The sequence below is a fragment of the Variovorax rhizosphaerae genome, assembly GCF_037889975.1.
Lineage (GTDB): Bacteria > Pseudomonadota > Gammaproteobacteria > Burkholderiales > Burkholderiaceae_C > Variovorax > Variovorax rhizosphaerae.
Genome location: NZ_JBBKZT010000002.1, coordinates 581,040 through 603,031 on the forward strand (window position 1 = coordinate 581,040; position 21,992 = coordinate 603,031).

A 21,992-nucleotide genomic window follows, 5' to 3' on the forward strand; every position below is an offset into this window, starting at 1 on the left:
GAACGGAGGTGTGGCGCCGGTCAAGCGCCGCGCGACGATATGGCAGGCTGCACCGCCCCAGCCGCTTGGCAGTCCTGCCTCAGGCCGCGATGGCGGCCTCGACGTCGCGGTGGAACCGGGCCGCGCCGCATTCGGTCGCGCCGAAGTACAGCGCCTCCTGTGCACCACTCGCCAGCGTGGATTGCGCCGACACACCCAGCGCGAAGTCTTCGTCCAGCGCGCCCCAGAACGAGGCCACGTTCTTGCGCCAGTAGTTCGCGGACTTCTCGGTGGCCGGCAGTTCGGGCACCAGCGTGCTGCCGATCACGCGGCAGCGGTCCACGGCCTCCGGCAGCACCGTGAAGGCGTTGGCATGGTCGCCCTCGTGCAGGATGAAGGTGGCCGGGAAGAAGAAGTAGATGATGTTGGCGTGTGGGCCGACCTGCCATTCGGCCACGGGCCGTTCACGCAGGCCTTCGATGCTGCGCTTGGGCAGGAACATGCGCTGGTGCTGCCGGTCATGGTCGGCCACCAGCAGGTTGTCGTAGAACATCGGCGCGATGCTGTTGCGGTGCGCGTACTGGAAGTGGTACGACTCGAGATTGCCCTCGAAGGGGATCTTCCAATTGGTCGCGTTGATGAACTCTCGCTCGCTCACCGGCTTCCAGCTGTCGTAGCCCCAGCCGCGCAGGTCCGCGCCGAAGCGACCCAGCCATTCGGCGATGTCGAGCGCCGCGCTCTCGCCCTCCTTGACCACGCGCGGCACGACCCACACCAGCCCCAGTGCCTCCGCCGCCGGGACGCGTGCCAACGCGCAATCCGACGCGGGTGCATGCGGGAATTCATGGGCATGCGGCCTGCCGCGCAGTGCGCCATCGAGGCCATAGGTCCAGCTGTGGTACGGGCAGACCATCACGCGCTGGCTCGACAAGCCCGGCGCCTTGATGCGCGCGCCGCGGTGACGGCATGCATTGACGAAGGCATTGATCTCGCCGTCCTCCGCGCGCACGATCACCAGCGGAATGCCCGCCACGTCGATGGCGAATGAATCGCCAGCCTTGGCCAGCGATGCCGATGGGCACACGGCCAGCGGGTACTGGCGGAAGATCTTCTCCACCTCCTGCTGGTAGCGTCCCGTATCGAGGTAGCGCGACACCGGGCTGATGGCCGGCTCGCCGCGTTCGCTGTCCTTGGCATCGATCAGCGCCAGGGTGCGCCGGATCATCGCGATCTGTTCTTCGTGGTTCATTTCTTCTCGTCTCCTCCTCCCGAATTCTGTCAGGCCAGCACGGTCTCGATCTCCGTGGTGACCTCCGTCATGAGCCGATGCAACGGGCACTTGCCGGCCACGCGCAGCAACTCGGCGCGCTGCTCTTCACTGAGGTTGCCGGTGAGCTTCAAGGAAGCCTTGAGACGATAGGTGCCTTGGCGCTCCTGGGAACTGTCGCGGTCCACCGCCACCTCGATGTCCTCCAGCGGCATCTGCTTGCGTCGTGCATAGAGCAGCACGGTCAAGGCCTTGCACGCGGCGAGCGAAGCGTCATAGAGGTCGTGCGGCTCCGGCCCCTCGTCCTTGCCGCCGGCCGCGGGCGAGGCGTCCACGGCGATCTCGTGGTTGCGGATCTTCAGGATATGGCGCGTGCCGGCCATGTCGTCGCGACGTACCGTGATGCTCATGGGGATTCCTTTTCCAAGCATGTGAATCAGTCGGCCCCACCATAGCGCTCCGTACGGACGGCGCCAGCGGGGACACCCGCATCGAGCAAGCCGTTGGTTGCTGCCTCGACAAAGCGATTCGAGCCGCAGACATACACATGACGCGCCGCATGGCCCCATTGCGCAAGGACTGCGGCCAGTCGGGCCGCGTCGATGCGCCGGTCCAGATCGCCCTTGCGGCGCGCCGGCTCGCGCGTGGTGACGGCGATGAAGGTGAACGTCGGCAATGCGGCTTGCAGCATCGTCAGTTCGTCGACATAGGCCAGGTCTGCCCAAGTCCGCGCGGAATATGCGAGCAACAGCGGCACCCGAACTGAAGTCTGAGATTCCGAGGCGTGCCAATGCCGCACCAGCGCCATCAACGGCGCGATGCCGGACCCGCCGGCAACCAGCACCAGCGGTCCACCGTCCTGCACGCGCCAGATGAAGTGGCCACCGATCGGGCCGCGCAGTTCGATGGTGTCGCCCACCTGCGCGACCTCATGGAAGAACGGCGACACCTCGCCGTCGTCGAGTTTTTCGATGAGCAACTCCAACTGTGCGCTGGCCGGCGCCGAAGCAATCGAGTAGCTGCGCTGCGCCGCGTAGCCGTCCTCGGCCGTGAGCCGCACATCGACGTGCTGGCCTGCCACATGCGCGGTGATCGACGAGGAGAAGAAGAAGCTGCGCATGCGCGGCGTGACCTGCTCGATGCGCTCGATGCGGCCCTCGTGCCAATGCGTGGAGGGCGACCCGGCAGGCGCGCTCACGGATCGTCCGAGTAGCGCTGCTGCCGCCACGGATCGCCGTACATGTGATAGCCGCGCAGTTCCCAGAAGCCGGCCTCGTCGCGCGCCGTGAACTTGAGGCCCTTGAGCCACTTGGCGCTCTTCCAGAAGTAGAGATGCGGCACCAGCAGGCGCGCCGGGCCGCCATGCTCGACCGCGAGCGGCTTGCCGTCGAAGTGCGTCGCGACCATCGCGCGGCCACTGAGCAGGTCGGCTGCGGGCACGTTGGTGTCGTAGTCGTCGTAGGAAAGCGCAAGCAGCCAGGGGCTCGGCGGCGCGACCCCGGCGGCGGCCAGCAGGTCGTCGATGCTCACGCCTTCCCACAGCGTGTCGAACTTCGACCATTGGGTGACGCAGTGGATGTCGCCCTGCCAGCGCGTGCGCGGCAAGGCATTGAACTCGGCCCAGTTCCAACTGGCCAGCGGGCGCGGCCCGTTGCTCAACGTGAAGCGCCAGGTCGCGATGTCGATGCGTGGCGTCGGGCCCTTGGCAAGCACCGGGAAGTCGTCCGTCTCGAACTGGCCAGGCGGCAGGCGTCGCGCGAATGCGCTGCCGGGCCGTCTTCCAGTGAATCCGCGCGTGGCCATCGAGCCCTCCCTGCTTACTTCGCCGGTACAGCCACGGGTGCTGCGGGCGCGACGGGCGCAGGCGCTGGTGGCGCAGCAGAGGCGGCTGGCGCCGGAGTAGCCGGAGTAGCCGGAGAAGCCGTAGAGGCCGCGGGTGCCGGCGCGGCCGCAGCGGCGACGACAGCAGGTGTCAGCTGATAGCTCCACGTCTCGCTGACCGCCTTGCCGCCGGCCACCAGCGCGGCGCGCATCTCGACAGGAAGCTTCGCGTCCTTCACCTTGATGCGGATGGTCACGCGCCAGCCCTTGATCGCAGGGTTGCGTTCCAGCGTGCTGCCGATCAGTTCGGCGTTCTTGTCCACGCTCACCTGCGGCGTCACGGCGACATCCATCGGCATCGCCATCGGCGACGGGCCTTCGAAGTCGACCAGGAAGGCGGTGGTCCCGTCGGGCTGGCGGATCAGGTTGGCCTGGGTCTGCTCGCCGGTCGTATGGATGGTCTGGCGCACCCATGCGAGGTTGCGCGGCATCAGCGCGGCCTCGTCCATCGTCCAGTGCATGCGGTAGTCGAAGGAGAGTGCCTGGCCGGCTTCAGGCTGCACGTCGGGCGTCCAGAAGGCGACGATGTTGTCGTTGGTCTCGTCGGCGGTGGGCAGTTCGACCAGTTCGACCTTGCCCTTGCCCCAGTCGCCCTTGGGCTCGATCCATGCGGTCGGCCGCAGGTCGTAGCGGTCCTTGAGATCCTCGTAGCGCGAGAACTCGCGGCCGCGCTGCTGCAGGCCGAAGCCGCGCGGGTTCTCGACGCTGAAGGTGCTGATCGCGACGGCCAGCGGATCGTTGAGCGGGCGCCACAGGTACTCGCCGCTGCCGGTGTGGATGGCGAGGCCGTTGGAGTCATGGATGGCCGGGCGGTAGCTGCGCTTGTCGGTCTGCTGGTTGGGGCCGTAGAGGAACATGCTGGTGAGCGGCGCAATGCCCAGCAGGTTGACCTTGCCGCGCATGAAGATGCGGGCCTGCACGTCGAGGATGGTGTCGGCGCCAGGCCGCAGGATGAACTGGAAAGCGCCGGTCGCGCGGGGCGAATCGAGCAGTGCGTAGATCACCAGTTGCCGGTCCTGCGCCGCGGGACGCTGCACCCAGAACTCGCGGAAGTTGGGGAACTCCTCTCCCCCCGGCGGCGCGGTGTCGATGGCCAGCCCGCGGCCCGACAGCCCATACACCTGCCCCTTGCCGATCACGCGGAAGTAGCTCGCGCCCAACAAGCTCATGATCTCGTCGTCCTTGCCGGGCTGGTTGATCGGGTACAGCACGCGGAAGCCGGCATAGCCGAGGTTCTGGGTGGCGCTCTTGTCCAGCGGCAGGCCGCCGAAGTCGAAGCGCTGCGCGTCGTACTTGATCTCGCTCACGTCGTTGCCGACGATCTCGTTGATGGTCACGGGCGCATTGAACTGCATGCCCTGGTGATAGAAGTTGAGCTTGAAGGGTGTGGGCTGGTCGCGCCAGCCGAACTTGGCCGGCAGCGGCTGGATCTTCGCGTAGTCGGCGTACTGCATCTGCGCGAAGGCGGGCGGCAGGTTGCTTTGCGGCGCCGCGTAGGGCGTTGCCTGCAGGTAGCGCGCCTTGGCAACCACGTCGTCGAGCGAGAAGGCGCTCGCTTGTGAAGCACAAAGCATCAGCGAGGCGGCGGCAAGGCACTGCAAGGCGACCACCATCTTGCGATGCGCGCGGCGCCGGGTGCTAAGAGGAACCACGAATCTCTCCTTTGGAACAGTGGCAGCGATGGGCAAGTCCCCTGTGGAGGCGCGCGCCGAATGCGCGACGCACGAGGGCCCTTGTTCACCATTGCCCCCGAATGTAGCGCCGTGCCACGCACATCCCGTGCCGACGCGGCAAGGCGCGGCGATGGCTGACAGTAGACTCCGCGTTTCTGCGACACCATCGACCTACCGACCCGCCGGGTCCACCAATCCATCGAATGAAAAACCTGTTCGTGCTGGGTCTCGTTGCCAGCCTCGCCTGCCATTCGGTCCAGGCCCAAACCAGCAGCACCGCACCGTCGATCAACGACAAGCCCGCTTTCATCGCGGACCTGATGTCGCGCATGACGCTGGACGAGAAGATCGGCCAGCTGCGGCTGATCAGCATCGGCGGCGACATGCCCCTCACTCGGCTGGCCGACGAGATCGCGGCCGGCCGCGTCGGCGGCACCTTCAACTCGGTCACGCGCAAGGACAACCGCCCGCTGCAGGACGCCGCCATCCAGCGCAGCCGGCTCAAGATCCCGATGTCCTTCGCCTACGACGTGGTGCACGGCCATCGCACCATCTTCCCGATCCCGTTGGGCCTGGCATCAAGCTGGGACATGGACGCGATCACGCTGACCATGCGCACCGCCGCCATCGAGGCCAGCAACGATGCGGTCGACATGAGCTTCGCGCCGATGGTCGACATCTCGCGCGACCCGCGCTGGGGCCGCACCTCGGAAGGCTTTGGCGAGGACCCGTTCCTCGTGTCCGCTGCCGCGCGCGCGGCGGTCAAGGGCTTCCAGGGCTCGTCGCCGAAGAACGCCGACAGTGTGATGTCCGCCGTCAAGCATTTCGCGCTCTATGGCGCCGTCGAAGGCGGGCGCGACTATGCCACCGTCGACATGAGTCCGATGCGCATGTACCAGGAGTACCTGCCGCCGTACAAGGCCGCGATCGATGCGGGCTCGGGCGGCGTGATGGTGGCGCTGAACTCCATCAACGGCGTGCCGGCCTCCTCGAACACCTGGCTGTTGCAGGACCTCCTGCGCAAGGACTGGGGCTTCAAGGGCGTCACCTTCAGCGACCACGGCGCCATCGTCGAGCTGATCCGCCACGGCGTGGCCAAGGACGAGCGGGAAGCCGCCAAGCTCGCGATCAAGGCCGGCATCGACATGAGCATGGCCGACGAGCTCTACCTCAAGGAATTGCCCGGACTGGTGAAGTCGGGGGAAGTGAGCGACAAGGAAATCGACAACGCGGTGCGTGAAGTGCTGAGCACCAAGTACGACATGGGCTTGTTCCACGACCCGTACCGCCGCATCGGCAAACCCGCGGACGACCCGGCCGACGTCAACGCCGAAAGCCGGCTGCACCGCGCCGAGACACGCGATGTGGCGCGCAAGTCGATGGTGCTGCTGGAGAACAAGAAGCAGACGCTGCCGTTGAAGAAGGCCGGAACCATCGCGCTGGTCGGTCCCCTGGCCGACGCGAAGATCGACATGATGGGGAGCTGGTCGGCCGCCGGCGTGGCGGCGCAATCGGTCACGCTGCTGGAAGGCATGCGCAACGCGGCAGGAAACAAGGCGCGCGTCGTCTACGCGCGCGGCGCCAACGTCACGACCGACGAGAAGATCGTCGAGTACCTGAACTTCATGAACTGGGACAAGCCGGAAGTCACGCAGGACAAGCGCACCCCGGCAGCGATGATCGCCGAGGCGGTCAAGGTCGCGAGGCAGTCAGACGTGGTCGTCGTGGCATTGGGCGAGTCCCGCGGCATGTCGCATGAATCGTCGAGCCGGGTCAGCATCGACCTGCCACCGGGCCAGCGCGAACTGCTGACCGCATTGAAGGCCACCGGCAAGCCGCTGGTGCTGGTGCTGATGAACGGCCGCCCGCTGGCGCTGGCGCGCGAGCAGAAGGAGGCCGACGCCATCCTCGAGACCTGGTACACCGGCACCGAAGGCGGCAACGCGATCAGCGACCTGCTGTTCGGCGACTACAACCCCTCCGGCAAGCTGCCGATTTCGTTCCCGCGCTCGACCGGACAGATCCCCACCTACTACAACAAGCCGCGCCTGGGCCGTCCCTTCACCGAAGGCAAGGCGGGCAACTACACCTCGCAGTACTTCGAGGAAATCACCGGGCCCTTGTATCCCTTCGGCTACGGGCTCAGCTACACGGACTTCAGCCTCTCCGACGTGACGCTGTCGAGCAAGACGATGGCGCGCAACGGCAAGCTCGATGCAAGCGTGACCGTGAAGAACACCGGCAAGCGCGCCGGCGAGACGGTGGTGCAGCTCTACATCCAGGACATCGCCGCATCGGTGGTGCGTCCGGTCAAGGAACTGAAGGATTTCCGCAAGCTGATGCTGCAGCCGGGCGAGGAGAAGGTCGTGCGCTTCACCATCGACGAAGACAAGCTGAAGTTCTTCAACGCACAACTGAAGTTCGTCGCGGAAGCGGGCCAGTTCAACGTGCAGATCGGACTGGACTCGGTGGCCGTGAAGCAGCAAGAATTCGAACTTCAATGACGCAAACCGCAGGCCTCTTCGACAGCGGCGACGGCCAGATGCGCTGCAGCTGGTGCGCGGCCACGCCGCTCTACCAGCGCTACCACGACGAGGAATGGGGCTTTCCGGTGACGGACGACCGGCGCCTGTTCGAGAAGTTGTGCCTGGAGGGCTTCCAGGCCGGGCTGAGCTGGCTCACCATCCTCAACAAGCGCGAGGCCTTCCGCGCGGCGTTTGCCAATTTCGAGGCCGAGAAGATGGTGTGCTTCGGCGAGAAGGACGTGGCCCGGCTGCTGGCCGATGCCGGCATCGTGCGACACCGGGGCAAGATCGAATCGGCCATCAACAATGCGAAGCGCGTGCTGGAACTGCGCGAACAACATGGCTCGCTGGCGGCGTATTGCTGGGGCTTCGAGCCGGACCCGAAGACGCGACCGAAGAAAATCACGCTGGCCAACGTGAAGGCCATGACCACCTCGCCCGAATCGGTGGCGCTGTCGAAGGACCTGAAGAAGAAGGGCTGGACCTTCGTCGGGCCGACCACGATGTATGCGTTGATGCAGGCGATGGGCCTGGTCAACGACCACTTCGACGGGTGCCATGCGCGGGAGAAGGCGTTGAAGGCACGGGCCGGGTTGGTGGTGCCGAAGTAGACCGTTCGCACAGGTTGCGCGCGTAGTACTTTCGGAATACAGGAGCGCGGATCGATCTGCGCTACGCTGATTGGCCCCCGCGCCGCGGGCTGCCCACCATCGCGCAATGACCCCGCTGCAAGCCATCGAGGCGCTGTCGTCGAACTTGAACCTGCACATTCGCAAGGAAGTGCGGCCGGTTCTTTTCGATCTCTTGTCGCAGTTCATTGCGCGCATCAATGCCATCAGCATCCAGGAACTGGCGGAGGCGACCGGGTACGAGGAGAGCGCGGCGTACCTGATGGATGCGGAAGCCCGCATCACCGCCCTGTTCCTGCCCGACATCCCGCCCGACTGCACCGACGACATGCTCGCGCCGCTGGCTGCGCTGACCGACCTCGAACTGCTCGCGTTCGAAGACCCGGTGCCGCTGGCGAGCATCGCCCGCATCGCCGCCCTGCCGCGACTGCGGCTGCTCGGGCTCTCGTTCGGACAAAACGCCAGCGCGGCGTTCGCCGAAGCCTGCAGCGCGCCGTCGCTCGAAGGGCTGTTGGTGATCCGCCGCGTTGGCACCGAAGCGCTTGACCTCGAGCCGCTCGCGGGTCTTCAGCAACTGCGCAGCTTCGGTACGGTGGGCGACGATCTCGTGAACGCGAACGCACTCGCGCGCTGTGGCCAGTTGCGCCACCTGTCGCTGACGCCGTCGGGCTTCCATGCCGCCGCGGACGGGTTGCGCACGAGCCGCCTCGAGTCGCTGCATATCAGGTCGGCCCCGAGCACAACAGGCACGACCGCCGTAGCGTTCGGCCCGACCGCCGGAGCCTTCGACGGCATGAGTGGATTGCGCTCGCTGTACTTTGAAGGAGCGCTCGATGCGGCCGCGATCGCGGGCCTGGGCACGGTGCGCGGGCTGCGCACCCTCGGCTTGGACTCCACCATCTGCGACCTCGCAGCGCTGCCCGATTTGCCAATGCTCGAAGCGTTGCAGATCGGCGGCGGCGGAAGCCAGAGCCTGGCAGCGCTCGCACGCTTCCCGCACCTTCGGCACCTCGCGCTGAGAGACGCGACCATCCGCGACCTTGCGCCATTGCAGGGCAATGAACGCCTCGAGTTTCTCGACCTGTCGGGCAACCCGGCGCCGCGCGAAGCGCGGCCACTGCGCCTTCCAAGGCTGGCGCATCTGCAGTGGGAGGGTGGAGACGAACCGCTGGGCGACGCGGCCGTGATGTTTGCGCCCTGCACTGCGCTGCGTGTATTGGCGCTGCCGAAACAGGATTTGCGCGACATCCGCTTCGTCGGCGGCATGGGCCGGCTGCAGCGGCTGTTCATTGCCGACAACAAGATTGCGGACCTGTCGCCGCTGGCCACACTGCCGCAACTCGAGTTGCTCGACGTCTCGGCCAATGCGGTCGCGACGCTTGCGCCGCTGGCGCAGTGCGTTGCGCTGACGACGCTGGACGCGAGTGGCAACGAGGCGGTTGACGCGTCGACTGTCGGGGCGCTGCAGCAACTCGAGACCTTGCGCCTGAATCGCATCGGGCTCACCGACCTCGACGGAGTGAAACGGCTGCGCAACCTCACCGAACTCGAAGCGGCGCACAACGGGATCAGTGCCGCAGAGCCGCTGCTCGAACTCCCACACATCAGGCACGTCGATTTGTCGGGCAATCGCATCCATCACATCACGCGCGAATTCATCGAGGGCATGCCGCGACTGCGTTGGCTGCGGATCGAAGACAACCCTGTGGGAAACATCGACCCGGAGATCTTTGCGATGAGCGACGGCGGCCGCGCACTGCGTTCCCTGCGCGACTACTGCGCCGGCCTCGCCCAAGGCAGCGTGCGCCACGACCACGTCAAGCTCGTCCTGGTCGGCAACGGCCGCGTCGGGAAGACATCGATCGTCTCGCGGCTGCTGGACAACCGCTTCGACGACAACCAGCCGTCCACGCACGGCATCCAGTTGCGCGAATGGCAGCTCGAGCACGTTGCCGACGACAAGCTCGATGGCCGGCCGCTGCGTGTCACCGTCTGGGACTTCGGCGGCCAGGACATCTACCACGCGACGCACCGCATCTTCATGCGCACCCGGGCGCTGTTCCTGCTCGTCTGGGACCACAAGACCGAACACGAGCGCTGGAGCCTGGACGAGTTCAGCGAACGCTATGAAAACTTCGGCCTGCCGTACTGGATCGACTACGTGAAGGCGCTGAGCGGCGGTTCACCCGTGATCGTCGTGCAGAACAAGGTCGACAGCGCGGCCGACAAGGACCTGGCCTACGGCGTCGACCTGCTGCCGATCTACCCGCCGCCGCGCGGCATCGTCGACTTCGAGCACGTGAGCGCACGTCGCGACGCCGATTCCGGCATGGCCTCGCTGGCGGCCCGGGTGCGCGAAGCGCTCGCCGGCATGCCGGAGATCGGCCGTGAGTTGCCGGCGCAGTGGGTCGCGGTGCGCGAGCAGGTCGCCAGGATCGACCGGCGTTGGCTGGAACGCAGCGAGTTCGACGCGCTATGCGCCGATGCCGGCATTCCCGGCCACGCGCATTCGGTCGCCCTGTTCCTGCACGAAGTGGGCGACTTGTTCTATGAACCGGGCCAGTTCGGCGATCGCCTGGTGCTCGACCAGAAGTGGGCCATTGACGCCGTCTACGCCCTGCTCGACCGCCGTGGCGCCGCCTACCGCAGCCTGTGTGCCGCGGGTCGCAATGGCCTGACCCTGTCGATCCTGCAGAACCAGGTCTGGCGCCATTTCGCACCCGACGAACACAAGCTGCTGCTCGACTTCATGCAGCGCTGCGAGCTGTGCTTCGCGTTCGGTGACGGCCGCTGGTACGTGCCGCAATTGCTTCCTGACGAAATGCCCAAGCGCGTCGCGCTGCGCTGGGCGACGGCACCGCCACACGCGCTGGAGATCCGCTATCGCTTCCTGCACCGCGCCATCATCGACCGCTTCCTGGTCCGTGCCGGCCGCCTCGGTGCAGACGACGAGCCCGAGATCTGGCGCAACGGCATCGTCGTGCTGGACAAGTCGGGCACCAGCGAGGCGATGGTCGTGGCCGACGCCGACAACGGCCGCATCATCGTCCGCGCGCGCGGGCCCGCGGCGCCGGCGCTGCTGATGGCGGTGAAGGGCGAGTTCGATTCGCTGCACACCGGCTTCGAGTTCAAGACCCTTGTTTCCGCCGATGGCGGTGCCGACTGGGTCGACCTCGACGCGTTGGTGCGCTTCGCGAAGGCCGGCGCGGTGCAAGTCGTGTCGGAAGGGCAGCGCATCGTGCCGGTGGCCGATTTGGCGGGCTTCGGCGGCGGAGGCGATAGCAGCGGCCTGCAGGCAGGACGGTTCAGCGTTTCCGCAAAGAGCGCGGCCACGGCGCGCACCGACCCGAAGCGCCCCGAGATCTTCATCTCCTACGCCTGGGGCGACAAGGCCGAGGCCGGAGAAAGCCGCGAGGCCATCGTCGACCGCCTCTACGACCGACTCGTGGAACGCGGACAGCGCGTCGTGCGCGACCGCAAGGATGCCGGCTACCGCGCCGTGATCAGCGAGTTCATGCAGCGCATCGGGCGAGGCGAGCTTGTCGTCGCGGTCATCTCGGACAAGTACCTGCGTTCTCCGTACTGCATGTTCGAACTCCTCGAGATCAAGCGCCACGGCGACATGCGCGAGCGCCTCTTCCCGATCGTGCTGCCCGACGCGAAGATTCGCGAGATGTCCGACCAACTCGACTACGTGCTCTTCTGGCAGCAGCAGAAACGGAAAATCGAGGAGAAGGTCCGCGCGATCGGCTTCGAGAACCTGCCGGGCGACTTCTTCGGCAACTACGACCGCTACTACAAGACCGTCTTCGAGAACATCGCCAGGATGACGGCACTGCTCAACGACTGGAACTCACTGTCCCCGGAGCTGTTGGAGGAGAACAGCTTCGAGCGCCTGCTCGACGCGATCGAGGAGCGCATCGCGTCGTTGCGCTGAGCGAGCGGACGCCATTGAGGCTCACTCGTCAGGCACAGCTGAACTTGGCCACCCCCTGGTAGCGCGAGCCCGAGGGCAACACGACCGCATAGCCGACGGCCAGCACGTAGGCGTTCGTCCCGGTTGTACCCAGCATGATCGCTGCACCCGTCCCGCCGCTGAGAAACCCGCCGGTGATGGGACTGCTCGTGGGTGACGGCAACCTGGAATCCAGGTCCACGCTGACCGGGGTGCCCTCCACCGTGACCGTCAGATTGCCGCCCACGCGGGCACCCCTGCTGTAGAACTCGAGGGTGGGCGTGCCGGTGGTCGTACCCGGAACCTTCGTACCGGTGCCGCTCAGGTACGTGGGGCTGGTGAACACGCCGTGGTCGCAGGTTGTCGTGCTCCTGTCGGCAGGCCATGCGGCCAGGCCGTTGAGGACGACGTAGTGGTAGGACCGCCGGTCGGTTAGGGTCAGGGTATCCGCGCCCCACGCGCTCGTGACGGTGCCGGCGGCCCAGCGGCCGAGTGCGAAGTCCGCGTCACCGGAGATCTCTCGGGTCGCGCTGGCACCTGACAAGGCGTAGGTACCGATCTTCATCATGGCGCCGCTGGTCAATTGCTGGGTGTCCGTCTGGTTCCCGAAGGTCTGCGCGTTGGGTCCCAGGACCATGTCGCGGGCGGTCGGTCCGGGCACGAAAGGCGACGGGATCGAGTCGGCGTTTCCCGTCGCTGACGTAGCCGGCGCGGCCTTCGTGGCGGGTATCGCGGCTGCAACGGGTTCCGCGGCCACAGGGGGTGCGGTCGATGCTGAATCGACGGCGACGGGCGCAACAACCGGGAATCCGCCGCCACCACCCCCTCCTCCTCCTCCGCACGCCTGAAGCACGCACAGCGACGTCAATGACAGGGAAAGCAAGATCTTGTGTTTCATGGATTCACGAAAGTTGAAGTGAAGACGGGCAGGCGAGCGCTCGCCCGAGAGCGACGGGCGGCTCGATGCGACAGCAGGGCAACCTTGGACGGGCCGCCGCTTGTCTTCCAGCTGCTTCGCTTCGCAGGCGCGTGCCGACGCCGCGCTCCTGCTCGCGCAGTCCCGGGATGAATGGCTTGGGAACCGGCGGGCTGCTCCGGGCCTGCGCGCTGAACGAAGCGATCAACAGCAAGCAGGCGAAAAGCAGCGGCTTGCGTGGCGCAAGCCGGGACACGAATCTCACGAAACACAAACACTCCCTGAACGCGATCTGGCGCCGCGGCGGGGGAGTGTCTCTGGCGCTATCGCCTGCGCCAAGGAGAAATCACACAAATCGTCGGCGGCCTGCGCGAACGGCCATCGGGCAGCGGGACCACCTCGTGCACCCAGGCGCAGACGCCGCTGGGCAAGCTTGCAAACTCGCCCGGCCTCGCCGTGACCTGGATGCGCGAGATGTGAACTTTGTTGTGCCTCGCTGGAACACGAGGCTCGCTCGCGTGCAGCCGGTTCCCCGGGCACGCGCCATGCATGGCATATTGAAGCCATCGAATCGCCCAGCCACGAACGCATGAATCCCGGCGACAACAACACCACGTATCCCCCCGAAACCCCTCTCGACGAGCGCGACGGCCGCTACCTGCGCAAGGCCATCGGCTGGTCGCACGCGGCCGCCCGCCGCGGCAATCGGCCCTTCGGCGCCGTCATCGTCTCGGCCAGCAACGAGGTGATCTGCGAGGCCTACAACAACACCGCCGAGACCGGCGACTGCACCGGCCATGCGGAGACCAACGCCGTTCGCGCGCTGGCCGGCCGCGGCCTCACGCGCGAGGCCCTCGCGGGCGCCACGCTGTACTCGTCCGGTGAGCCCTGCGTGATGTGCGCGGGCGCGATCTTCTGGTCGAACATCGGGCGCGTGGTGTTCGGCATCGATGCGGCGCGGCTGCGCTTGTTCCGTGGGGAGCGGCAGGACCAGCGCGATGCGGAACTGTCGTGCCGCGATGTGTTCGAGTCCTCACCGCACGCGATCGAGTGCATCGGGCCGGCGTTGGTGGATGAGGCGAGTGCGCCGCATGTGGGGGCTTGGAAGACCTGATCTTCCGCGGACACCCTGCTGCATCGCAGCACAAAAAACCAACCTTTAGTTTGGCGGCGTGATCAGCCGCCGCTGTTCGAATGCCTCCACCGCCGACACAGGCGGACAGGAGACATTCACGTGAACCCCCACGCTCATCACTTCGTGTATTCGCCGCCCCCCGAGGGGGCGCGTGCCTCCCTGGCGGCGGCTCGTCGGGAGGCCCGACCATGATCGAACTGCAGGGCCGCAAGGCCCTCATCTCCGGCGCGGCGCAGGGGCTTGGCCTTGCGATCGCGCGGCTCTTCGTCGAGCGGGGCGCGCAGGTGATGCTCGCCGACATCGACGAAGCGGGCGCCGCGAAAGCTGCCGCCGAACTGGGTCCGATGTCGAAGTCGGTGCGCTGCGACGTCACCAAGGCCGCAGACTGGACCAATGCCGTCGACGCCACCACCACCGCTTTCGGCGGCCTCGACACCCTCATCAACAACGCCGGCATCGAGATCGTCAAGCCGCTGTTCGACCAGACCGAGGAAGAGATCGGCCGGCTCATGAACATCAACGTGATGGGCGTGTTCCTCGGCATGCGGGCCGCACTGGGTCCACTGGTGGCCTCGGGCAAGGGCTCGGTGGTCAACATCTCTTCCCTGGCGGGGACCAATGGCGTGCCCCTGTTCGGCTCTTATGCGGCGTCGAAGTCGGCTGTGTTGCAGCTCACGCGCACGGCAGCGGCCGAGTTGAGGCCGACCGGCATTCGCGTCAACGCGGTGTGCCCGGGCTTCATCGGCACGGCGATGGTCGACCGGTTGATTCCGACGGTCGAGGCGATCGTCGGCGTGCCCTTCAGTGCGCTGGTCGCGGTGAAGCAATTGCGCCTCGGCACGCCGCAGGAGGTGGCCGAGATGACCGCCTTCCTCGCCTCCGACGCCGCCAGCTGGACGACCGGCTCCCACTACATCCTGGACGGCGGCCTGTCTGCCGGATTGCTATGAGCACCGCCCGGCCGCCCGAAGGCGCTCGCACCACAGCGCGCAGCGCGGAGGTTTCCCCATGAGCACGCAACTTCTCAAAGACAAGGTCGCCATCGTCACCGGCGCGGGACGTGGGCTTGGCGAAGCCATCGCAAGGGCCTATGCGGCCGAGGGCGCTAAGGTCATCGTGTCGGACATCGATGCCGCTGCGGCGCAGAAGGTGGCCGCTTCACTGCCTGGTGCGAGTGCCGTGACTTGCGATGTGCGCGTGCCGGAGCAGGTCGAGGCACTCGTGGCAGCCGCCATGAAGCAACATGGCCGGCTCGACATCATGGTGCCCAACGCGGGTGTCGGCACGCTGTCGCCGCTGGCCGCAACCAGCTACGAGCAGTGGCGTGAAGTCACTTCCGTCAACCTCGACGGCGTGTTCCTCTGCATCCGCTACGCCGCCCCTGCGCTGATCGCGGCGGGTGGCGGCGCCATCGTCACGATGGCCTCGGTCACGGCCAAGGGCGCGGTCCCGCTGATCGGCAGCTACGCCGCGGCCAAGGCGGGTGTCATGTCGCTCACGCAGACGGCGGCGGTCGAACTGCGCGCACACAACATCCGCGTCAACGCGATCCTGCCGGCCTTCATCGAGACCGACATGGTCAAGCCGCGCAAGAAGGAGTTCGAGCAGATGCTCAACATCCCCGACTTCGACGCGGTGGTCGCGCAAAGGCAAGGCCGCTATGGCACGCCCGAGGAGGTCGCGAACCTGGCCGTGTTCCTGGCATCCGAACGCGCAAGCTTTTCGAACGGCAGCGGCTTCGTGCTGGACGGCGGCGTGAGTTCGTCGCTGCTCTGATTTTTCCATCCCTGTCACATAGCGAGGAAGCACAACATGAGCGACAACAACACCAAAAAGCCCGTCATCGTCTACGGCGCGAGCGGCTACACAGGCCGGCTGGTCTGCGAGTACCTGCGCGAGTTCGGCATCCCCTTCATCGCGGCCGGCCGCAGCGCCGACAAGCTCAACGCTGCTATGAAGTCCAACGTGGCAGGCATCGAAACGGCGACGTATGAAGTGGTCGAAGTGGCGCACACGGTGGAGGCGCTGACCGCCCTCTTCACCGGTGCCTCCGTGGTGCTGAACACCGTGGGCCCTTTCGCCAAGTTCGGCCCCGAGGTGGTGGACGCCTGCCTGGCCGCGAAGTGCCACTACACCGACACCACCGGCGAGCAGGACTGGCTCATCACACTCGAAGCACAGTACGGCGTCAAGTTCGCACAGGCCGGTCTGCTGCTGTCGCCTGGCCTCGCGCAGATGTACACCACCGGCGAGATTGCCGCGCAGCTCTGCCTGGAGACGCCGGGCCTGGACACTCTGGACATCGCCGTGTTCTGGGGCGGCAGCCCGACCATCGCGTCGACGCAGACCATCCTCGTCAACGCGGCCACGTCGAAGGCCTTCCATCTCTACCAGAACCAGTACGTCGAATGGCAGCCCGATGCGGGCCTCTACAGCCTGGCGATCCCGGGCCAGCACGAGATGGCATTGGCGCTGCCCTGGGGCGGCACCTCGCACCCGGTGTGGTTCAAGAAGGACCCGCGCGTGTCCAACGTCAAGGTGCTGGGCGGCGTGTTCAACAAGCCGCTGATGCTGGGCGTGCCGCAGATCGTCGCCGCGGCGCTCAAGGCTACCGAAGGCATGAACCCCGATGACCGCTATGCCGCCTTGGCGCAGACGGCGGCGAGCGTGATGAACAGCATGCCGCCGCGCGAGAACCCGCGCCTCAACAAGTCGGTCGACTCGGTGCATGCGACCGGGCCGCTGGGCCGCGCGCACTGCGTGATCTTCGGCAACTGCAACTACAAGCAGACCGGTTTGCTGCAGGCCTATGCGGCGCATTCGCTGCTTCAACAGCCGCCGAAACGGGTCGGCTTTGCATCGGGCTGCCAGGCCTTCGGGCACCATGAATTGCTGGGCGTGCTGCGCAGCTTCGGCCTCGTGGCCAAGCCCGAGCTGACCGTGCAGAACTGAAGGCGTGCATCGATGAGCACAAGCGCGCACGCGCCGCTGCGCACGCTGGCCGATGTCGAGGCGCTGGAGCAGTTGCCGATCGAGACCCGGCTGGAGCAACCAGTCTCCAGCCATGCCGCCATCGCGCGGCAGGCCGAGGCTACGCCCGATGCGCCGGCGCTGACCTTCGTGCCGACCGGCGACGCGGCCGACGGGGAAACACGCTACGACTACGCCACGCTGTACCGCCGCATCACGCAGGCGGCCAATGCCTTCATCGGCCTGGGCGTGGGTCGCAGGGACGTCGTCTCCTACCTGCTGCCGAACCTGCCGGAGACGCATTTCGCGCTCTGGGGTGCGGAGGCGGCGGGCATCGTGAACCCGGTGAATCCCTTCCTCGAAGTCGATCACATGGTCGGCATCCTGAACGCGGCGGCGACGGTCGTGATCGTTGCGCTCGGGCGGCAGGAGCAGCCGGGCATCTGGGAAAAGGTCGAAGCCCTGCGCGACCGCGTGCCGACGCTGCGTGCCGTCGTGCGTGTGGGCGGCAATGGCCCCTGCCCACCCTGGGCGCTGGACTTCGACGCGCTGCTGTCGCAGCAACCCGGCGACGCGCTGGTGGGCACCGCGCCGCCGCAGGGCGATGACGTGGCCTCGTACTTCCACACCGGCGGCACGACAGGAACGCCCAAGCTCGCGCGCCGCACGCACTTCAACGAGGCGGCCAATGCCTGGGCCGTATCGACGGCGCTCTCCATGGGCCCGCAGGACACGCTGCTGTGCGGCCTGCCGCTGTTCCATTCCAACGCGATGTTGATCACCGGGCTCGCACCCTTCAGCGTCGGTGCCCATGTGGTGATGCTGTCGAGCGCGGGCTACCGGGATGCGCGCACCATCGGCGGCTTCTGGCGCTCGGTGGAACGCTACAAGGCGACGCTGTTCAGCTCCGTGCCGACGGTGCTGTCGGCGTTGCTCAACGTGCCGCGCGAGGGCGTCGATGTGAGCTCGTTGCGCTTCGCGGTGTGCGGCGCTGCGCCGCTGTCGATCGAGTTGTTCAACCGATTCGAGGCGGCGACCGGGCTCAAGCTGCTCGAAGGCTACGGCATGACCGAGGCAACCTGCGTGAGTTCGCTGAACCCGCGCGATGGGCATCGTGCGATCGGTTCGATCGGCCTGCGCCTGCCCTACCAGCAGATGAAGGTGGTGCAGCTTGGCGCCGATGGCAACGTGCAGCGAGAGGCGGCCACGGACGAGATCGGCACCATCCTGCTGCGCGGGCCGTATGTGTTCTCCGGCTACGTGAAGGAGAGCGACAACAAGGGAATCTGCCTGGCCGATAGCTGGCTGAATACCGGCGACCTCGGGCGGCAGGATGCGCAAGGCTATTTCTGGCTGACCGGACGGGCCAAGGACCTGATCATTCGTGGCGGGCACAACATCGATCCCGCAATGATCGAGGAAGGGCTGATGCGGCATCCTGCTGTCGAGTTGGCGGCGGCGGTCGGCAAGCCTGATGGCCATGCGGGTGAACTGCCGATGGCGTATGTGACCTTGCGCAAGGGCGCGAGCTGCGATGCAGCTGAACTGCTGGCACATGCGCGTTCGGTGATCACCGAGCGTGCTGCCGTGCCGGTGGACGTGGTGGTGCTCGATGCGCTGCCGCTCACCGCGGTGAACAAGATCTTCAAGCCGAAGTTGCGGGAACTGGCGATCGAGAAGGCGCTGCGCGAAACGCTGCGCAAGGTGTGTGGCGATGTGGATGTGGAGGTCGCGGTGGCGCCGCATCCCAAGCATGGACTGGAGGCGCAGATCGTCGCGCCCCGCCCCGCAGGTGCTGACAGCGAGAAGGTCATGAAACAGGCCGAGGCCGAATTGGGTCGCCTGCCGGTGCGTTGGACCATGCACTGGAAGGTGAGGTAACGGTCGGCGCTCGCGATACGGCGCTATCGATCCGAGGTTCGGAATACGGGATCGGACTTGGCATACGCAGAGGACGCGAAGGTTTCGCGAAGGACGCGAAAAAGTCAGGAAGTCAAAGAAGTCAGAAAGAAAATCGGAGAGGATTTCTTGGTATTCCTTTTGCGTCCTTCGCGGAACCTTCGCGTCCTTCGCGTACGGTCAAGTCCGCATTCCAGGAACCGGCGAACACCTGCAAACTCCACGTTCCAACGCTGACCAAGCATCAGCTCAACCAAGAGACAAACCACGCATGGCGCCAGGCAGCAGCGCGACAGGCAACACAGGCGCCGCCGAGGCATCGGCCGCGGTGCTGGTCGAATCGCGACTGGCGCCGCCGCAACTTTCGTTGAGGCTTCTCGCACGTTCGCAGCTCTCCGCCTTGCTGCATGCCGGCCTTACGCGCCGCCTGCTGAGCGTCACCGCGCCGGCCGGCTACGGCAAGACCACTGCGCTCGCACAGTTCGTTTCGCAGCTCGATGCGCACGGCATCACCACCGCATGGCTCAGCCTCGATGCCGAGGACAACGACCCACTGCGTTTCCTGCGCTACCTGGCCGCCGCGCTGCACCATGCCGACGCGCGCCTCGGCCGTCACGCAATCGCCCAGGCCGATGGCGGCAGCATGGCCTCGCCCGATGCCATCGTGGCCTCGCTGCTGCACGACCTGGTCGGCCACGATCGGCGCCTGCTGCTGGTGCTGGACGACTTCCACCTCGTGCAGCAGCAGGCGGTCCACCGGAAGCTCGAATGGCTGCTGGCACACCTGCCGCAGAACGTCTGCATGGTGATCGCCAGCCGCACACGCTTGCCCTTGCAGGTGAGCCAGTTGCGCCTGCGCGGCGAGCTGCTCGAACTGGATGCCGCGCACTTCGGCCTCGGCCTCGATGAAGCCGCGGATTTCGTCGGGCGCGTCAGCGGCGCGCCGATGGACCGGGCGCAAGTAAAGACATTGCATGACCTCACCGAAGGCTGGATCGCCGGCCTGCAACTGGCCTCGCTCGCCCTGCGCGAGAGCGACGACCGCGGCGCCTTCCTCGCCGACTTTTCCGGCACCGACCGCGACATCACCGACTACCTGGGCGAGCAGGTGCTCGACAGCCTGCGGCCCGACCTGCGCGACTTCCTCCTCGACACCGCGGGCCTTGAACGCTTCTGCGCCGAGCTCTGCGACGATGTCCTGGGCCGCAACGACAGCCGCGCGATGCTGGCCGAGGTGCAGAGCCGCAACCTGTTCCTCTCGGGCCTGGACCGCTCGCGCACCTGGTTCCGTTACCACCACCTGTTCGCCGACTACCTGCGTGGCCGCAGCCGCGAGCGCGCAGGCGATGCGGCGCGCGCCATCAGCCTGCGCGCGAGCCATTGGTTCCAGCGCCATCGGTTGCCGCACGAGGCCGTGCGCTATGCCTTCGAGGGGCAGGACCTGGAGCGCGCGGCCGACCTGGTCGCCGACTTCTCGGCCGAACTGGTGCAGCACCGGGGCGAGCACGCGACCCTGCTGGCCTGGCTCACACGCCTGCCGCAGTCGCTGGTGCAGGGGCGGCCGAAGATCCGCACCGGCCATGCGTGGTCGCTGGTGCTGACCCGACGCTACCCGGAGGCCGAGCAGGAACTGCGCGCGCTCGAAAGCGCCTGTGCCGAAGACGGTGACGATGACTTGCGCTGCGTGGTCGAGATGATTCGCTGCGTCTACTGGGCACACACTGGGGAGCCCCTGCTGGCCAAGTCGCGCAGCGAGACCTGGCTCAAGTCCCGGCCATCGGCCAACGCCTTCCGCACCGGCGTGGTGGCCAACGTGCTGGCCAGCGGCTGCTGCGCCTCCGATGCCTTCGAACAAGGCCAACAGGCGCTCGCCATCGCGCGCCGTGCCTTCGAGGAATGCGATGCCGACTACGGCCTGGCCTGGGCCTCGGCGCTGGCCATGATGCTGGCGATGCGCCGCGGCGACTACAACGATGCGATGGCGCAGGCCCGCATCGGCATCGCGACCGTGGAGCGCAGCCTGGGCCTCGCCTCGTACGCCGGCTCCATGCTCACGCTGCTGGCCGCGGAGGTCTGCCATGAGCAAGGCGACTTGGAGCAGGCCCGACGTTTCGTCGACCTGGGCTTGCCTTTCATCGACGAGCATGGGTTGGTGGAGATGACGACCGCCGGCTACCTGACGCGGGCACGGCTGTCGCGGCTAGCCGGTGACCTGGCCGCGGCCGATGCCTGCTTGCTCGAAGGTGAATCGCTCGGCCATCGTCTCAAGTTGCCGCGACTGGCACGCATCCTCGCGGCGGAGCGCTGCACCCTTCGCCTGCAGGCCGGTGCGCTCGACGAGGCGCTGAAGCTCGCGCAGTCCTACGGGCTGGTCGGCCCCACCGCCATCGTGGCGGTCGATGAAGACGACAGCGTCTGCCTGTTCACGCTGCGGCTGCGGCTCGCGACCCAGCAAGGCGCGGGCGCCACGGGTGCGCTCAACGATGCGATCCGGCGGGCTCAGCGCGACGGCCACCAGGCCCAGCTCGCGCGGCTGCTGGCATTGAAGGCCATGCACCAGCACCGCGCGCTCGACCGCACGCAAGCACTGCGCACGCTCGACGAGGCACTGGCACTCGGCGCCCGCTGCGGCCTGCTCCGGAGTTGGCTCGACGGCGATGCACTGCTGCTCGACATGGCGGAGACGATCCACGCCAGCCGCGGCGACCTGCGCAGCACGGGCGGCGACAAGCTGGTGCCCCTCGCCTACATCGAGCAACTATTGCAAGCCGCCGGCCGCGCCAAGCCGCTGCCGCAACGGGCCGCCGCCGCACGCACCGAAACCGAGGAACTGACCGAGCGCGAAATGAAGATCCTGCGCCTGCTCAAGGCCGGCCTCGGCAATCGCGAACTCGCGCAGAGCCTGTTCCTGTCGGAGGCCACGGTGAAATGGCACCTGCACAACATCTTCACCAAGCTCGGCGTGAAGAACCGGACCAGTGCGTTGGCGCGGGCGCAGGAAATCTCATTGCTGTAGCCCACCGTGGGGGCGCACCCCAAAGACTCTGGACGGCAACCCTGGCGCCTTTGAAAATCGAGAAACCGCAGGCCGGATTGCGGCAGATAATCCTTCGGCAAGCTCTCGCCTGCCGTTTCCAACTTTGCACAACGTGCAGCGATTCGC

The 21,992-nt window shown here is 66.7% G+C and carries 15 protein-coding genes; 9 read left to right on the top strand and 6 right to left on the bottom strand.

Going from position 1 to position 21,992, the window contains the following annotated elements; translation table 11 throughout:
• Positions 1-79: 79 nt before the first annotated feature.
• From WKW82_RS06520 to WKW82_RS06540, 5 genes are read right to left on the bottom strand one after another with little or no spacing between them, the layout of a single operon-like run.
• Positions 80-1,228 carry an aromatic ring-hydroxylating oxygenase subunit alpha gene (locus tag WKW82_RS06520; protein ID WP_340341430.1) on the bottom strand — a complete coding sequence of 383 codons (1,149 nt, stop codon included), beginning with the start codon at positions 1,226-1,228 and terminating at the stop codon, positions 80-82.
• A 29-nt stretch (positions 1,229-1,257) separates the two neighbouring features.
• Entirely contained in the window at positions 1,258-1,656 is a 399-nt protein-coding gene (locus tag WKW82_RS06525) for an OsmC family protein (protein ID WP_340341431.1), read from the bottom strand.
• Between the two features lie 26 nt (positions 1,657-1,682).
• The gene (locus tag WKW82_RS06530; protein ID WP_340341432.1) at positions 1,683-2,444 is read right to left on the bottom strand and encodes an FAD-binding oxidoreductase; all 762 of its coding nucleotides are present in this window, start codon (positions 2,442-2,444) and stop codon (positions 1,683-1,685) included.
• Complete coding sequence (locus WKW82_RS06535) at positions 2,441-3,049, bottom strand: sulfite oxidase-like oxidoreductase (protein WP_340341433.1); 609 nt, start codon at positions 3,047-3,049, stop codon at positions 2,441-2,443. Before WKW82_RS06535 ends, WKW82_RS06530 begins: the two co-directional genes overlap by 4 nt.
• 14 nt (positions 3,050-3,063) lie before the next feature.
• Positions 3,064-4,740 (bottom strand): glucan biosynthesis protein G, encoded by a 1,677-nt coding sequence (locus WKW82_RS06540; RefSeq protein WP_340341481.1) that lies wholly within the window; start codon positions 4,738-4,740, stop codon positions 3,064-3,066.
• 263 nt (positions 4,741-5,003) lie between these two features.
• Between WKW82_RS06540 and bglX the strand changes: the two genes are divergently transcribed.
• The 3 genes from bglX (at position 5,004) to WKW82_RS06555 (ending at position 11,891) form a co-directional block, all read left to right on the top strand.
• Entirely contained in the window at positions 5,004-7,304 is a 2,301-nt protein-coding gene (gene bglX, locus WKW82_RS06545) for a beta-glucosidase BglX (protein WP_340341434.1), read from the top strand.
• Positions 7,301-7,936 carry a DNA-3-methyladenine glycosylase I gene (locus tag WKW82_RS06550; protein ID WP_340341435.1) on the top strand — a complete coding sequence of 212 codons (636 nt, stop codon included), beginning with the start codon at positions 7,301-7,303 and terminating at the stop codon, positions 7,934-7,936. Before bglX ends, WKW82_RS06550 begins: the two co-directional genes overlap by 4 nt.
• A gap of 106 nt (positions 7,937-8,042) precedes the next feature.
• Entirely contained in the window at positions 8,043-11,891 is a 3,849-nt protein-coding gene (locus WKW82_RS06555) for a COR domain-containing protein (RefSeq protein ID WP_340341436.1), read from the top strand.
• 28 nt (positions 11,892-11,919) lie between these two features.
• Here the strand turns inward: WKW82_RS06555 and WKW82_RS06560 are convergent, their stop codons facing one another.
• The gene (locus WKW82_RS06560) at positions 11,920-12,546 is read right to left on the bottom strand and encodes a hypothetical protein (protein WP_340341437.1); all 627 of its coding nucleotides are present in this window, start codon (positions 12,544-12,546) and stop codon (positions 11,920-11,922) included.
• An 868-nt stretch (positions 12,547-13,414) separates the two neighbouring features.
• Between WKW82_RS06560 and WKW82_RS06565 the strand changes: the two genes are divergently transcribed.
• The 6 genes from WKW82_RS06565 (at position 13,415) to WKW82_RS06590 (ending at position 21,845) form a co-directional block, all read left to right on the top strand.
• The gene (locus WKW82_RS06565) at positions 13,415-13,939 is read left to right on the top strand and encodes a nucleoside deaminase (RefSeq protein ID WP_340341438.1); all 525 of its coding nucleotides are present in this window, start codon (positions 13,415-13,417) and stop codon (positions 13,937-13,939) included.
• A gap of 209 nt (positions 13,940-14,148) precedes the next feature.
• Positions 14,149-14,910 carry an SDR family NAD(P)-dependent oxidoreductase gene (locus WKW82_RS06570; RefSeq protein ID WP_340341439.1) on the top strand — a complete coding sequence of 254 codons (762 nt, stop codon included), beginning with the start codon at positions 14,149-14,151 and terminating at the stop codon, positions 14,908-14,910.
• Between the two features lie 58 nt (positions 14,911-14,968).
• Complete coding sequence (locus tag WKW82_RS06575; RefSeq protein WP_340341440.1) at positions 14,969-15,736, top strand: SDR family NAD(P)-dependent oxidoreductase; 768 nt, start codon at positions 14,969-14,971, stop codon at positions 15,734-15,736.
• Positions 15,737-15,772: 36 nt separating this feature from the next.
• Complete coding sequence (locus WKW82_RS06580) at positions 15,773-16,912, top strand: DUF5938 domain-containing protein (protein WP_340341441.1); 1,140 nt, start codon at positions 15,773-15,775, stop codon at positions 16,910-16,912.
• A gap of 12 nt (positions 16,913-16,924) precedes the next feature.
• Positions 16,925-18,811 carry an acyl-CoA synthetase gene (locus WKW82_RS06585; RefSeq protein ID WP_340341442.1) on the top strand — a complete coding sequence of 629 codons (1,887 nt, stop codon included), beginning with the start codon at positions 16,925-16,927 and terminating at the stop codon, positions 18,809-18,811.
• A 289-nt stretch (positions 18,812-19,100) separates the two neighbouring features.
• Positions 19,101-21,845: a winged helix-turn-helix domain-containing protein gene (locus WKW82_RS06590; RefSeq protein ID WP_340341443.1), complete on the top strand. Its 2,745-nt coding sequence runs from the start codon at positions 19,101-19,103 to the stop codon at positions 21,843-21,845.
• Positions 21,846-21,992: the final 147 nt, after the last annotated feature.

Coding starts and splice junctions, on each gene's coding strand:
- WKW82_RS06520 (WP_340341430.1), bottom strand. CDS start 1,228: ATGAACCACGAAGAACAGATCGCGATGATCCGGCGCACCCTGGCGCTG.
- WKW82_RS06525 (WP_340341431.1), bottom strand. CDS start 1,656: ATGAGCATCACGGTACGTCGCGACGACATGGCCGGCACGCGCCATATC.
- WKW82_RS06535 (WP_340341433.1), bottom strand. CDS start 3,049: ATGGCCACGCGCGGATTCACTGGAAGACGGCCCGGCAGCGCATTCGCG.
- WKW82_RS06540 (WP_340341481.1), bottom strand. CDS start 4,740: ATGGTGGTCGCCTTGCAGTGCCTTGCCGCCGCCTCGCTGATGCTTTGT.
- bglX (WP_340341434.1), top strand. CDS start 5,004: ATGAAAAACCTGTTCGTGCTGGGTCTCGTTGCCAGCCTCGCCTGCCAT.
- WKW82_RS06550 (WP_340341435.1), top strand. CDS start 7,301: ATGACGCAAACCGCAGGCCTCTTCGACAGCGGCGACGGCCAGATGCGC.
- WKW82_RS06555 (WP_340341436.1), top strand. CDS start 8,043: ATGACCCCGCTGCAAGCCATCGAGGCGCTGTCGTCGAACTTGAACCTG.
- WKW82_RS06560 (WP_340341437.1), bottom strand. CDS start 12,546: ATGGTCCTGGGACCCAACGCGCAGACCTTCGGGAACCAGACGGACACC.
- WKW82_RS06565 (WP_340341438.1), top strand. CDS start 13,415: ATGAATCCCGGCGACAACAACACCACGTATCCCCCCGAAACCCCTCTC.
- WKW82_RS06570 (WP_340341439.1), top strand. CDS start 14,149: ATGATCGAACTGCAGGGCCGCAAGGCCCTCATCTCCGGCGCGGCGCAG.
- WKW82_RS06575 (WP_340341440.1), top strand. CDS start 14,969: ATGAGCACGCAACTTCTCAAAGACAAGGTCGCCATCGTCACCGGCGCG.
- WKW82_RS06580 (WP_340341441.1), top strand. CDS start 15,773: ATGAGCGACAACAACACCAAAAAGCCCGTCATCGTCTACGGCGCGAGC.
- WKW82_RS06585 (WP_340341442.1), top strand. CDS start 16,925: ATGAGCACAAGCGCGCACGCGCCGCTGCGCACGCTGGCCGATGTCGAG.
- WKW82_RS06590 (WP_340341443.1), top strand. CDS start 19,101: ATGGCGCCAGGCAGCAGCGCGACAGGCAACACAGGCGCCGCCGAGGCA.